The organism is Pseudobacillus sp. FSL P4-0506 (genome assembly GCF_038003025.1).
In the GTDB taxonomy this organism is placed as follows: Bacteria; Bacillota; Bacilli; order Bacillales; family Domibacillaceae; genus Pseudobacillus.
Genome location: NZ_JBBOOI010000001.1, coordinates 961,698 through 976,041, shown reverse-complemented (window position 1 = coordinate 976,041; position 14,344 = coordinate 961,698). Strand labels below are relative to the sequence as shown.

The 14,344-nt window shown below is 41.0% G+C and carries 12 protein-coding genes; 8 read left to right on the top strand and 4 right to left on the bottom strand.

From position 1 onward, the window contains the following. Window positions 1–27: 27 nt before the first annotated feature. Window positions 28–1,398: an aspartate kinase gene (locus MKZ02_RS04720; RefSeq protein ID WP_120035046.1), complete on the bottom strand. Its 1,371-nt coding sequence runs from the start codon at window positions 1,396–1,398 to the stop codon at window positions 28–30. Between the two features lie 229 nt (window positions 1,399–1,627). Between MKZ02_RS04720 and MKZ02_RS04715 the strand changes: the two genes are divergently transcribed. After that, window positions 1,628–1,756 carry a hypothetical protein gene (locus tag MKZ02_RS04715; RefSeq protein WP_259455832.1) on the top strand — a complete coding sequence of 43 codons (129 nt, stop codon included), beginning with the start codon at window positions 1,628–1,630 and terminating at the stop codon, window positions 1,754–1,756. A 145-nt stretch (window positions 1,757–1,901) separates the two neighbouring features. Here the strand turns inward: MKZ02_RS04715 and MKZ02_RS04710 are convergent, their stop codons facing one another. Continuing rightward, a complete protein-coding gene (locus MKZ02_RS04710) occupies window positions 1,902–4,055 on the bottom strand; it encodes a 5'-nucleotidase C-terminal domain-containing protein (protein WP_340852141.1) in 2,154 nt (717 codons plus the stop codon). A gap of 334 nt (window positions 4,056–4,389) precedes the next feature. Between MKZ02_RS04710 and MKZ02_RS04705 the strand changes: the two genes are divergently transcribed. Next, window positions 4,390–5,370, top strand: coding sequence for an S-layer homology domain-containing protein (locus MKZ02_RS04705; protein WP_340852140.1), 981 nt, complete (start codon window positions 4,390–4,392; stop codon window positions 5,368–5,370). A gap of 51 nt (window positions 5,371–5,421) precedes the next feature. Here the strand turns inward: MKZ02_RS04705 and MKZ02_RS04700 are convergent, their stop codons facing one another. Together MKZ02_RS04700 and MKZ02_RS04695 are read right to left on the bottom strand one after the other, a co-directional pair. Further along, window positions 5,422–6,258, bottom strand: a complete 837-nt coding sequence (locus MKZ02_RS04700; protein WP_340852139.1) for a YihY/virulence factor BrkB family protein — start codon at window positions 6,256–6,258, stop codon at window positions 5,422–5,424. Between the two features lie 277 nt (window positions 6,259–6,535). After that, entirely contained in the window at window positions 6,536–7,927 is a 1,392-nt protein-coding gene (locus tag MKZ02_RS04695) for an O-antigen ligase family protein (RefSeq protein ID WP_120035054.1), read from the bottom strand. Between the two features lie 479 nt (window positions 7,928–8,406). Here MKZ02_RS04695 and MKZ02_RS04690 point away from each other — a divergent pair, with 479 nt between their 5' ends. The 6 genes from MKZ02_RS04690 (at window position 8,407) to MKZ02_RS04665 (ending at window position 14,342) form a co-directional block, all read left to right on the top strand. Further along, entirely contained in the window at window positions 8,407–9,477 is a 1,071-nt protein-coding gene (locus MKZ02_RS04690) for a YARHG domain-containing protein (RefSeq protein ID WP_340852135.1), read from the top strand. 11 nt (window positions 9,478–9,488) lie between these two features. Further along, window positions 9,489–10,436, top strand: coding sequence for an N-acetylmuramoyl-L-alanine amidase family protein (locus MKZ02_RS04685; RefSeq protein WP_340852133.1), 948 nt, complete (start codon window positions 9,489–9,491; stop codon window positions 10,434–10,436). Window positions 10,437–10,560: 124 nt separating this feature from the next. After that, window positions 10,561–11,109, top strand: a complete 549-nt coding sequence (locus MKZ02_RS04680) for a shikimate kinase (RefSeq protein WP_259455621.1) — start codon at window positions 10,561–10,563, stop codon at window positions 11,107–11,109. Window positions 11,110–11,555: 446 nt separating this feature from the next. Next, window positions 11,556–12,986, top strand: a complete 1,431-nt coding sequence (locus MKZ02_RS04675; RefSeq protein WP_340852132.1) for an S-layer homology domain-containing protein — start codon at window positions 11,556–11,558, stop codon at window positions 12,984–12,986. Between the two features lie 150 nt (window positions 12,987–13,136). Next, complete coding sequence (locus tag MKZ02_RS04670) at window positions 13,137–13,598, top strand: competence protein ComK (RefSeq protein ID WP_120035064.1); 462 nt, start codon at window positions 13,137–13,139, stop codon at window positions 13,596–13,598. A gap of 282 nt (window positions 13,599–13,880) precedes the next feature. Then, window positions 13,881–14,342: a low molecular weight protein-tyrosine-phosphatase gene (locus tag MKZ02_RS04665; RefSeq protein ID WP_340852130.1), complete on the top strand. Its 462-nt coding sequence runs from the start codon at window positions 13,881–13,883 to the stop codon at window positions 14,340–14,342. The last annotated feature ends 2 nt before the right edge of the window (window positions 14,343–14,344 follow it).

The following is a 14,344-nucleotide window of genomic DNA, read 5'->3' as shown; positions in this document are numbered from 1 at the left end:
AACCGCCCAAAAGGACGGGTTTTTTTGTTAGACGCCGAGAACAGCTGTTGTGCTAAAAAACTCTTTGTACAAGGCTTTTAAGACGTTATTCGTCTCTTCTTCCTTAATGCCAAAAACAAGGCTGACTTCAGATGAACCTTGGTTAATCATTTCAATATTTGCTCCAGCTTGCGAAATAGCAGTTGTCGCTCTTGCTGTTAAGCCTTTCGTATTGTTCATCCCTTCACCAACAAGAACAACCATAGCAAAATTATGTTCAATATGAACATCATCCACGTTTAATTCTTCGCGGCACTTTTTGATGATTCGTTCTTCTTTTGCTGGAGTGAGTTGGTGGCTGCGAACAATAACTGACAGATCGTCAATTCCTGAGGGAGTATGCTCATAGGAAATTTCTTCTTCCTCCAAGATTTGAAGCAGGCGTCGGCCAAAACCAAGTTCGCGGTTCATTAAATACTTGCTGACATAAATGGTAGAAAATCCACCATCTGCAGCGATTCCAATAACTGGACTGTTTGAATATTCACGCTCAGCTACAATCATCGTTCCTTCCGCAGAAGGATTGTTTGTATTTTTTATACAGACTGGAACAGAATGCTGGAATGCTGGCATTAACGCTTCATCATGAAAAACAGAGAATCCAGCATAAGATAGCTCTCGCATTTCCCTGTAAGTCATCCGTTTAATCTCGACCGGATGGTCAACAATCTTTGGATTAGCAGCAAAAACTGAATCTACATCTGTAAAGTTTTCATAAAGCTCCGCGCGGATAGCTGCTGCTAAAATGGAACCGGTAATATCAGAGCCTCCGCGGGCAAACGTCATCATGATTCCATTCTTCGAGTAGCCAAAAAATCCTGGAAAAACAACAATCCCTTTGCGATCGCGCAAATTACGCAAATTCTCATATGCCTCAGGCAAAGCACGGGCTCGTCCAGGTTCATCGCTGACAATTAAGCCCGCTTCCTTCGGGTTAACATATTCAGCTTCCAGGCCGATGCTTGAGAAATAAGCAGCAATTAACTTGGCATTATTATCTTCTCCGCTCGCCTTCAATTGATCAACGAATAAATCCCGGTTTTCTTTGCTTTGTTTTACACGGTCACGCAAGTCTTGCTCAATTACTTCAACAATTTCGTTATCCAGACCGAGCTCGGCTGCTATATCTGCATACCGTTCTACGACCGCCTGTAATTCTTGCTCCGCATCCTTTTCAGAAAGGGAAGCTTCCGCCAGGCTGATCAGCAGGTCGGTTACTTTAATATCGTCATCAAAACGTTTACCTGGGGCGGAAACAACTACAATTTTTCGCGCAGCGTCTTCTTTAATAATGGCAGCAACCTTCTTGATCTGTGCTGCACTCGCTACGGAAGTCCCCCCAAATTTACATACCTTCATTCCCACTTCACTCCTTAATCGCTGTTAGATTTTCATGATGGAAAAAGTTTTATTTGAAAGATTATACCACTGTCTGCATTAAAAAAGAAGAAATAATCTGATATTTGCTCAAGCAATTAACAGTCCTCTCCCATGTCCCGCTTGTTTATTTCATTTAATTTAGGGAATATCTATTACATGTACGCTAGTATTGCTGCAAAACTGTCATAAAAGGAGAGTGCACACTAATATGAAAAAAAATAAATCTAGAGGCAATAAAGCAGCCATGACTGCTCTCGCTCTTGGCGCGGCCTACCTTCTCAGAAATGAAAAATCCCGAAGTAAACTGATGAATCAAATTAAGTCAATGGCAAAATAAATGTGCCTATATACTGCTGGAAAACAAAATATTCCCCACGGCTTGATCTGATTAAACCGAACGCCATCCGTCTGCTATCACACAATTTTTACCAAGAATATTTTGTTACTTGAAAGCGCCGAGGAATGTCCCCGGCGCTTTTGTTTTATTGGTTACTATCTGTTATTCGATTTTCTAATCCCGGTGCGATATTTGGATGTGCTTGGAGATAATCTCTGAACATTTCCCAATCGACAAAGCCCGGTTCGCTGACACGGCCTTCTTCATATGCTTTGCCAAACATTTCGTAGCCGTCTCCACCTTTAGCTGTAAACGTGTTTGTCGCCACGACGTATGATTCATTGTCAGCAAGCGGCACATAGCCTTCAGCTGTTTTCACTTCTGCTGTTTGCACCCGTTCACCGACTGGTTTGCTGCTGTCATAAGTAAATTTTAATCCAGACATTTGCAAAAAGCCACCGAACTGTGCTGGCGCTTCTTTAACGCTGTGTTCAAGAGCGGCACGAATTTCTGCTCCCGTCAAATTCATGATGGCAAGCGAATTGCCAAACGGCATAACTGTCAGTACTTCATCAAGCGTGATGTCGCCTTCATCAATAGAAGCACGGATGCCACCGCCGTTTTGCACAGCAATAACGGTATCTTTATTAATCGTTCTTGCTTTTTCGAGCATGCTATCTGTAACTAGATTGCCCAGATTGGTTTCTTTCGTCCGAGCATCGGCACGTTCACCGTTTAAAGCAACCGTTGTTTTACCAACGACTGTCTTTTTCTTTTCATCAATTGCCGGTTTATATTTGGCTAGAATTCCTGCTGCTTCCGCATCATCTTTGAGTACGTAGGTGCCATCTTCCTGCTTTGCATCAATTTCAATCAATTTGCCAGCATGCCCAATGACTTTCCCATTTTCATCAAACTTGACATCCAATGTGCCTAAATATTTATTGTATTCATTTGCTTGGACAATAACCGTCGGCTCTTTTCCTGTTGATTCCAACACAGGCTCTTCAAGCAGATCATGAGAATGGCCGCCAACAATAACGTCAATGCCTTCCACTTCTTTCGCCAGCGTCACATCATTATCGCCGCCCCCATCTTTAAAGCCAATATGCGTTAAAGCGATAATTTTATTGACTCCTTGCTTTTCAAATGCAGCAACGGTCTCTTTCGATCTTTCTAAATAATCTTCAAATGCAACCCCTGCACCAGGGCTAGAAATATCGACCGTTTCTGCTGTTGTTAAGCCAAAAATACCGATCTTTTCCCCATCCACCTCTTTGATAATACCATCGTACACTTTTCCATTATCCGGAAGAGCGGATATCCCGCCTTTAACAAATCCTTTAACATTTTCATCACTCGTAAAGTTGACGTTTGCACTTACAAAGGGAAACTTCGCCTTAGCAATAAAGTTAGCGAGCGGCTTTGTGCCTAAATCAAACTCATGGTTGCCGAATGTCATGGCATCGTAGTCGACTAAATTCATAAATTCTAAGTCAGCCTGACCTAAATACTCGTTAAAATAAAGGGTGCCGGAGAACACATCGCCAGCGTCTAACAACAAAGCATTCGGCTTAGCATTCCGCACTTCCTTAATAGCGGTTACTTTTCTAGCTATATTTTCGATGTGTGCATGTGTATCATTGCCATGCATAACTGTTAAATCAAATTCTTTAGCAGGCTTTTCAGACAAGCGATGGAGGAATAGTGCCCACTCTCCGCGCTTTAAATGATCATCTGCCCCGAAGCGGCTGCTCGTTTTTCCTTTTGTTACTCCGCTCTTAATAAGGACATCCACATACTTAGCCCATTTGCTGTTTACATCAGTGAATGAGGTTTTTGTGACGCTCTCATCAATGTTAAGGTTGTAAGCTAAAGCGAGCAGACGGGCTGTCTCATTACGGGTAATAGGAGCAGCTGCACCAAATGTACCAGCTTTTTTCCCAGCTACAATCCCCTTCTCAGCGAGTGCATTGACTGCCCACTGACCTCGTTTTGGCACATCTGTAAATCCAGCATTTTTATATGTACCCTTTGGATCGATACCTAAAGCTAGAGCCAGCTGAATCGCTGCATCCACACGAGAAATTGAAACATCGGTGCCAAACTGACTAGCAGTTAATCCCTCTGTAATTCCCTTGTCCGTTAAATAGGATACTGCTTCCGCATATCTAGCAGGCACATCCTTAAAGGAACTATTTTCGGCTGAAACCCCAATAGGGCTTACTGCCGGCACCACGATAGCAGCTGTTGCTGTTAAAGCTAGGAACTTTTGAGATGATGCATGTCTTTTTCCCAAATTCTACTCCTCCTTTTATGGAAAGAAACCTATATTAAAAGATTAGTAGTTTTCTGAAAAAAAGCAACCTATTAAGGATAAAACTTTAATTAGATGATTACTCTACTATAAATTATGATGATTTAACCAGGTATTTAGACTCTATATTTGCGTTTGAAGGATCATAAATCAAAAAAAAACATCTTTTTTCCTTGTTATCTTATTCATATATTTGTCTGCAACCTATTAACCTAGTGTTATCTGCTCATTTTGCAAAATAAGATATTAAAATATTTACTGTTTTGCTAAAATATGTATGTGACTAGACAGATTATACGTAAATGGGGTGTATCAAGTGAGAAAAGTAACAAAACTTTTAGTGGCTTCCTTATTGTCACTAACTCTTTTAGTGCCGTCTGTAAGTGCGGCATCGTCCGCAAGCCTGGAAGGAAGTTCAGAAGGCAAGACTTCGATGGATAGCCATGCGACAGCGGCAAACGCAACGAAAGCAGCATCATTTAGCGATGTGCCGAAAAATTTCTGGGCTAAGGATTCTATTGACTACCTTGTTCAAAATGGGATTATTTCCGGCTATAAAAATGGGAAATTTGGTGTGAATGATCCGATTAAACGCGAACATGCGGCAATCATTTTAGCAAAAGCACTTGGCATGGATAAAGAATCTGCTCCAAATCCGGGATTTAGAGATATTCCTGTTACTCATCCTGCCTATGATGAAATTGCTGTTTTAACAAAATATGGTGTTTTCAGCAAGGCGAAATATTTTAACCCGAGCGGCAAGTTAAAACGCTCCCATATGGCTAAAATCATCACAGAAGGCTTTGGGTTTGACTATTCTTACCTAGTTTCCTTTAAAGATGTGAAAAGCAGTGATCCATTCTACAAATATATTGCTACTCTTGGCAGTGCTGGAATTGCTGGCGGCAGCAATGGCTATTTCATGCCAAATAAGACGCTTAACCGTACAGAGTTTTCCGTCTTTGTCGCTCGTGCTCTTGAACCGCGTTTCCGTACCGGCGTTCAAGTAGACGTTCAAAGCGTACAATATTTATCAGACGGCCGTTTGAAAATGAATCTGATCATGTATAACAATACTCGTCAGTCAGCGTTTAACATTAAAGGAAAATATGAACTTTATGCAGGCAGAACGCTCGTTGCCAAAACAAGCACAGCTAGAGAGTTCAAGAATGTAACTATCGGCGCTAACCAGAAAAAAGCCGTTACCTTCTATTTCTCAACAAGCGAGATAAAAAACAAAGTCAACTTGAAAGACATCTCTCTCGGCTATGAGCATTCTTGGAAATACTATCAGTAATCAAAAAGCAGGATCCATTCAGGATCCTGCTTTTTCTTTTTTAACAGCCTGTCAGTCCGGAGGGATAGGAGCCACTCCCCGTTCTCGTTCGGCATTGATAAGCCCGCCTATTAGAAGGACAATGGCAGTAAGATAAAACCACAGTGTAAGGATGATCACTCCAGCAAGCTGCCCATAAATACGCGTGTAGTTGACTGCACCGGCATATTCACCGAAGATAACAGACATAGCCTGCCAGCTGATCGCGGCAAAGACAGCGCCCGGAATCACAGATTTCAACTTTTGCTTGCCGCTCGGCAAAATTTTGTAAAACAAAATAAAAAAGCCAAATAAAAATAATGTTCCGAGCCCCCATTTGATCGCTGTCCAGGTTTTAAGAAAAGGGCTCGCGGTTTCAATCGTACCGATCACCTCTGCTGATATCAACAAATGAAGCAAATGCTCAGCCAAGGGAATAAGCAGGGAGAGCGGAACAAGAAACATAAAAATAAGCGTAACTCCTAGATCTCGTATCACCCCTTTTAAAAAACGAAGAGGGCGTTTGATTCGATACGCTTCATTTAATGAGCGAACTAGCGATTGAATAGCCATGGAAGACAGCCAAAATGTAGAAAAGAAGCTCAAAGAGATTAATTGACCTTTTCCTTTTTGCAAAATCGCTTCCACATTTTCATGAATGAGAGCATATGTGTTAGCCGGCGCATAAGGGCGTATAACACTGAGTATGTCGTTTTCCTTGATAGGAAGAAAGCTCACTAATGAAAGCATGAAAATTAGAAAAGGCACGATGGACAGCAATAAATAATAAGCTGTCTGAGCTGCATGGTCAAAAAACTGTTCAGTAAAAAAGCGAATGCCTAGCCGCTTTACGAACCTTATAAAACGCATGGATTCATCTCCCCCGCTTGCACTTTCTTAACAACAACTCTTCTCTAGTCAAATCTCTTATTTAAATTAGTATATCCCGGAAATTAACTGAACTAACGGCTATGTGATTGAATTTACTTAGAAGCATACAGGAAGAGTCCACGTATAGCTCCCACATACATTTAAGTATTTTGTTCTTTTAGCTCCGATGTTTACCGTAAGCTCCACCACTAAGTATGAAAGAATATAAAAAGAGCAGAGAAATTCTCTCTGCTCTTTTATTAGTTCCGTTCATCTATTATCTTGGCTGGTCATCAATCGTTCCGCTGTGCACCATCAGCATGGACATCAGTGCAGCAACATAAATAGAGACCGCTGGTGCTGTCAGCACATGTCCCGCTGTTGTGGCAATGCCTAGCGCTAAAATAAAACCGACGCCATACATAACATAAGGGATGGTGAACGTTTCTCGTATTTGGGAAACGAAGTAAATGATAAAGCGAACAGCATAATATAATAGGGGGGCAATAAGATATAAAAAGCCGATAATGCCGAGTGAGAAGAAGAGATCGTAAAAATCCATCTCTATCATCTTAGGCTCTTTCCCTGGTTCCGGCATTTCATAGTTTCCGGCAAAGCCCATACCAAACATTTTCTGCAGGACGGGCGCTTCTGCAAAATCCTGCTTAAAATCGGCTAAGTATTTCTCCCGACTGCTGAATACAAGGTTTTGGAGCTGTTCCTCAGTAATCGTTGGCTCTTGCTGTGTATCTTCTGGCTCCTCTTCAGGCTCTTCTGTCACTTCCTTCTTCGGTTCCTCTTTGTTTATATCAATGTTCAGAATGCCAAGGTGAGCATACATATTATTAAAAACAGGTGTAAACGGAGTAGAAACCGCTAGTGCAGCAAGAAGAAGAAGAGAAACTAGCATATTTGCCCTCGTTTTTTTCGTCCGTTCCTTCGTTAAGTAAATAATCAAAAGAGAGATACACGCAGCGATTAGAACAATGACGATTCCCCCATAGCCTACTTTCGTACCGAGAAACAGCATAGAAATGGACAGTAAGATAAAGGGAATCCAGTAATAACTCGTTTTAAAAGATTTCGTTTTCTCGATCGCATAAACTGCGGTCACTGGTAAAATAATGGCCATGATGGCACCAATTTCATTTCCGGCAAAAAACCATCCAGTAAAACCGATTTTTGTATGGGAGTAGTTGGATAAGCTCGTACCAGTCAGAAAGGATACAATGAACACGGCACTGATAATAATGGAAGAATATAAGAAGTATGCTGTTGTTTTCTCTATCAATGGCACACGTTGCTTTTTCAGCTGTAAATACAACATATTAAAGCCTAAAAATAAGATTGGAAAGTAAATGACCTTATTGTAGAATTTTAATTCTTTAAATAAAAAGTATGGATCCTTTAAGTTCATGTTAACTGCAATATTGATCCCGATGACAACGGCTAGTCCAATTAAATAAAAAATGTACTTTTTTGCAAGCCGGCTTGAAAAAGCCAATTTCAGTAATATTAACAAAATTACCGCCATATAAAGTACGCGAACGATGACACCAACCGTAAGATTCACATTTAAAATCATGAGAGATGCCGTAGTCATTACGTCAATAACCGGCTGCAACACTAAAAATATAAGCAGCAGCAAAAATGTCTTCTGATTCAGCATGTTGATCTGTTCCTCTTCCCTTTCAATTTCCTTTTATATAAACGATTAAAATAATCTGTCAATCGTTGCTAATTTCTTATGTTGTTGCCATTCAAACCAGACAATAAAGCCTTAACGGCCCGGCCTATGTACAAAAAGCACCTTTTCCATTATATCACAAAAACGAAATAATCTTTCGCAAAATTTGAGCCCAAATTTAATTGCCGCCTTTGTATTCTATCATCTTTTTCTCTTCCATACTATCTATTTCATATGATAACTTTCACGTTTTAAACATCCTTTCTCTATCGTATTTTAAGATAAGGAGGCAGAGAATCGCCCGTTGCTCTTTTACGTCGCTTTTTGTCCTTTACAGCAACCATTCCCCCCTTTATTTCCCTAACATGCCACAGGAAAATCATTCAGTTTACAAGAGGCAATTGTAAGTTTTTCTATAATTTAGTAGTATAAATCTATCATGACAATCGGAGGGGAAGAAAATGAGAAAGTGTGGTGCTTGCGGGCATATAAATGAAGCAGACGGAGTATTCTGTTCCAAATGTGGAACTTCTCTAGATACCCAATCTTCACGCACTACCGGCCGTGAGGAAGCAAATAGCAAAAGAGGAAACTCGTCGAAAAAGAAAATCCCCCTTTTGCTGGCCTCAGTTGCCATTTTATTAATCATTCTATTTACCGGCTACCAAATGCTCAATAAAAAGTATAGTGAAGAAGCAGTCATTGAACAGTTCAAGACCGCTTTATCAAAAAAAGACAAAAATGCTTTAAAACAGCTGATCGTTCCAGCTGACTCTCGGATAAAGGTAAGCAGTGAAAGCTTAGACGCTTTATTCATGCTGATTGATAAGGAGCCTTCACTCGTTCAGGATATTGAAGAATCTCTACATAACGAAGGTCTGGGCAGTAACCTGTTTTATTTGCGGGAAGATGGCAAGCATTATGGCTTGTTCAAACGCTACGTCGTAGATACCCCCGGGTACTTTATTCATACAGATAGCACTAGTGAAGGAACCACTGTTTATTTAAATGATAATGAGATCGGCGTGTTGGATAAGGCAAAGGAAGCACAAGAGTTCGGTCCTTTTTTAGCAGGTTCTTATAAAGTAAAAGGAATGAAAAAATCCGCAGCTGGCTCAACAGAAGATGAAGTTGTCCTTGAACTGGCAGGGACGAAAACAGAAAAAGAAATCACCTTAAACACAGGCAATTCTGAAGAAGAAACAGAAAAGGAAGAAGTGAAGGAAAAAACAGTAGTAAAAGAAGTAATTAGGGAAGTTGCTCCCAAGTCATCACAGGCCAGCTATTCATACTATCTTATCCCTCATAGCGATTATGCCTACTTAACTTATGATGATTTATCCGGCTTATCCAAAAGCGAACTTCGACTCGCAAGAAATGAGATATATGCTCGACACGGTTATATCTTTAACTCAAAGGATTTGCAAAATTACTTTAGCAGTCAATCCTGGTACAGTCCAAACCCAGGATATGGCGGCAGCTTAAGTTCTGTAGAGAAGCACAATGTAGACTTCATCAAGTCATTTGAATAGGAGCTTTGCATATGAAAAAACTCTCTATCGCTGCCGTTTTGATCGCCTGTTTTCTATCATTTCTTCTTTTAAAAATAGATTCACGCTCGGAACAAGGACTTTTGAACAGCCTGTTCACTGAAGAATCGAAAGACAGCAGCCCGGCAATCGAAAAAAATGTGAACAACGAAACGAGCGAGAAAAATCAATCAATAGAAGAAACTCTCTCAGCTAATGAGCATCCGAAGGAAAACAAACACACGGAAGCTGTGGCAGAGGAACAAAAACCGAATGCCGCCACAAAGATTGACGATCCACCCGCACCTAAAGCGATTGATAAGCCGTTCCTTGTTGTTATCGACCCTGGCCATCAGGCAAAAGCAAACCTTGAGCAAGAACCCATTGGGCCAGGCGCCAAAGAAACGAAGTATAAAGTAACGGGCGGTACAACGGGGGCGGCTACAGGAAAACCAGAATATGTTCTTACTCTTGAAGCCTCTAACCTGCTCAAATCACAGTTAGAACAAAGAGGAATAAAAGTCATCATGACCCGCACCATGCATGAGGTAAACATTAGCAATCAGGAGCGAGCGGAAATTGCCAATAAAAACGGCGCCAATTTATTTGTCCGCATCCATGCAGATGGAGCAGAAAGCGCAGCTGTGAACGGATTTTCTGTTTTAGTGCCAGCAAAAGAAAGTCCGTACACTAAGTCCATTTTTGATAAAAGCTATCAAGCTGGCCAATCTGTATTGAAAAGCGTTTCCGCAGAGGTTCCTCTTCACCAGGGCGGTATTTTCTTCAGAAGCGATATGTCAGGCTTTAACTGGTCCCGCGTACCTGTCATTCTTCCAGAGATCGGATTCATGACGAATCCGGAAGAAGACCGAAAGTTATCCGACAGCGCCTACTTAACGAACTTAATGTCCTTGCTTGCCGACGGCATTAAAAATTATGCAAGCTCGACGGTTGATCAATAAATAATTAAAGCCGCCCTCTCCTTTAGAAAGAGGCGGCTTATTTTTTAACATTTCAAAAAATATTTACGTTGCCCCTTCCCTGTACTATACTAGAACAAAATAATGAGCAGAAAGAGTGTGTATTTTGAATAGTATACAAACGTCGTCCACAGAAAAAAGCATTGTATTTATCGGCTTCATGGGTGTGGGGAAAACAACCATTGGCTCCCTTGTCGCTAAAAAGCTGGGTCGCCCCTTTGTCGACATTGATGAAGAGATCGAAAAAGAATATAACATGTCCATCAATGAAATTTTTGCCGCACATGGAGAAAAAGGATTCCGCGAAATCGAGAAGCAAACCATCCGTTCCTTTTGCGAGCAGTCTTTAAAAGTCATCTCCCTCGGCGGCGGTGCCTTTATGCAGCCTGAAGTGCGAGAAATTTGTTTGGCCAATTGTCATGTTGTTTATCTGGATATGTCATGGGAACCATGGAAGGAAAGATTACATGATTTAATTGATAGCCGTCCGGTTCTTCAAGGCAAAGATCTGAAGGAAATCGAAGAGCTTTTTTATAAAAGAAAGAGCGCTTATGCCATTAACCATACCACTCTTCTTGTCGACTCACTAACCGCCGAGGAAGCGGCTGATTGCCTTATAGGCTCCCTGCAACTTGGAGAGAGTTTATCTAAATAAAGACCAATATCCGTTTGGAGCCATTCACTTTGATATTTGGTGTAGCTCAGGCGGGACGGGCTATGATGGCTCATATCCCGTTCTGCTCCCCTATAAAAAGCCCTCGACCACCTACCTATTCGTTTATTCATCCCCACAAGCTAAGATCATACCCAAAAATACCATATAACCGATCGTCCAGCAAAGCTTGTCTTTTGCACTCATGGCCGTCTTTATTTTCATAGGTTCTTCCCCCTCCCCTCTGGCTGCTTACTCGTTATTTCTAGGATGCAAATAACAACTGTAGTTTATGCGCATTTCTCCTTTCTCCACTACTTTTGGATGTTACTTAACTGTATAAAATTAGCGAATACCTAAATCTTTTTTCCTAACTCTCCCTATTATTTTTTGTAAAAATGTTCTATTATTACTATTGTTCGGCAAAAAAAGAGAGGAGAATTATTGAATTGAAAAAAGTTTTTGTTTCATTTTGTGCTTTTGTTTTAAGTTTTAGCCTGTTTATTCCTTTTGCTAAAGCCGCTCAATTTAACGATGTAACAAAAAATAATCGTTTCTATAAGGAGATCCTTTTTTTATCAGATCAAGGGATAATCAGTGGCTTTCCGGATGGAAATTTTAAACCCGGCCAAGAAGTCACCCGTGCAGCAGCAGCGATTATTATTGGCAAGGCATTGAATTTGAACGGTGAAAAACGACAAACCCAATTTAAAGATGTGACTCCTGCCAACATAGCAGCCGGTTACATTGCATCTGCTGTAGAAGAAGACATCATTTCTGGTTTCCCAGACGGTACTTTCCGACCAAATGAATTTGTCACACGAGGCCAGATGGCTATCTTGTTATCAAAAGCTTTTGAACTAACAGATGAAGACACCATTCAATTTTCTGATGTGCATCCTAAAATGGCTGCTTATCCTTATATAAAAAAAATGACGGCCGCTGGAATCGCCTCCGGTTATGAAGACAATACCTACAAACCTGATCTTGTACTCAAAAGAGAACAGTTCGCTGCATTTATGGCGCGTGCGCTCAATCCATTTTTCATTCCCGGCCAAGAAGCACCGGACTTTTCCGTCAGCTTTTTAAATGTAGGACAAGGAGACGCGACTTTGGTTGAATTTCCTGATGGAAAGACGATGCTCATTGATGCCGGTCCTTCTGAAGCAGCCATTAAGCAAGAGCTCGCTGCGCTCAATATAAAAAAAATCAATGTTTTTGTCGCTACGCATCCCGGTGATGATCACATTGGCGGCGCAGATTATGTCATTAATGAAATGAATGTCGAAAAAATATTTGACTCCGGTTTACCAGGAACAGATGAGGAATATCAGCAGTACGTTCAAGCAGCTGAGAGAAAAAAAATCGACCGGAAAATAACACAAACCGGTCAACAGCTCTCTCCTAACAGCCAGGTAGATGTTGAGGTTCTCCACGCTAATCGTCATGCCAAAAATATCGATGACGGTTCCTCTGTCATCCAGATCACTCATGGAGAGATTAGTTACTTATTAACTTCTGAAGCCGGAAAAGCGGTGGAAGACCAGTTGATGGCAAATGCTTCTCTCCAGGCAGATATCTTAAAGACGGCCAAGCATGGGGCGGAAGGAGCCACTTCACAGCCATTTATAAAAGCAGTCGATCCGCTTATTGCTATTTTTTCAACAGATGGACGCACAGGCTATCCTGACGAAAATGTAAAAAAACGACTCGAAGATCATGGGGCTGATCTCTTTTCTACTGCCAAGGGAACGATTGTTACTATGGGCTCTCAAAATAGCTTTTACATTTTTCAAGAAGATAGATCTAATGTAAGAAATAACGAATTTGCTAGTTTTTCAGCGTCCAGCTTAAAAAGATACACGCTGTCCGACAAGTAAAGCAGAAAAAAGCACTTTATCTGTAGTAAAGTGCTTTTTTTGTTAATTTAAAACATATTTTTACTTTTTTTAGATATTTCATCCTAGTAAAAATTGTTTATAACTGGTACAATGAAATAGTATAGTAGAATAAGGGGGATTTGATACAAAATGGAATTTATTGAAAATTACAAAATCACAACCAATACCATGGCGCTCGTAGAAGAATATCATCAAGACTATAACTCGATCGTTTATGACAAAAATGGCATCTACTACACAAAACAAACCGTACGTTCCCTATTGAACGAAGCTTGCATCGAGAGAATCTCTACCTATGATGGCAGGATTAAAGCGGTGCGCCAACGCTTTCCCTACCGCAAAAAAACACCTCTGGTTATTTGCCTTCAACAACGCATCTGCGCCTTCCCTACTACATCACCAGACAACTATGGCTGCAAATGGATCTTCCCGTATCATATTCATATGGGCACCATGAAAGATGGGCAGCTGGTCGCCTCTTTTAAAAATGGGGTCCAATTAACTCTCTCCTGTTCACTCTATGTTTTTAACCGCCAAAGAGAACGCACTGCCAACTGCCTTAATTATTTTGAAAGCAATTTATTGAGCTAAAAATAAGGGCCCGTCCTCTGCTGTTTTACAACTATGCAGGACGGGTCCTGCTGGATGTACGGATTAGCCGTTTACACAGGACCGCCTTCTTCCCCATTCCTCATATATTCGTCCGTACCCTTTGCTTTATAACCCCATGTAGTGTGGGAACCTTTTGCGGACAGGGACATTGCTTTAACATCCCTCTCTACTCTGACACTAAATAAACATAGAAAAATGACAGATTATGTATGGTTTGGTACGATTGTTTATTATGAATAGGGAAGAGAGGACTGTGTACACATGATCAATGTATTATTTGTTTGTCTCAGGAACATTTGCCGCTCTCCAATGGCAGAAGCATTGTTTAGGGATCTAGTAAAAAAAGAAGGCTTGAAGGATCAGATTGTTGTCGATTCTGCAGGCACTAGCGGATGGCATGTCGATTCTCCGCCACACGAAGGGACATTAAACATCTTACGAAAATATAAGGTTCCAGCAGAGGGACTTGCCGGCAGACAACTCAAAAAAGAGGATGCCGAAAAATTCGACTATATCATCGGCATGGATGAAAGCAACATACAAAATATTAAAAAGATGCTCGGCCAACCAAGACAGCCACATATCATTCGCCTGCTTGACCTAACAGACCATCAAAAAGATGTCCCTGATCCGTACTATACTGGCGACTTTCAAGAAACATATGATCTACTGAGTGAAGGTTGCAAGCGGTTATTAGAGAAAATTAAAGAAGAACAACTGTGAAA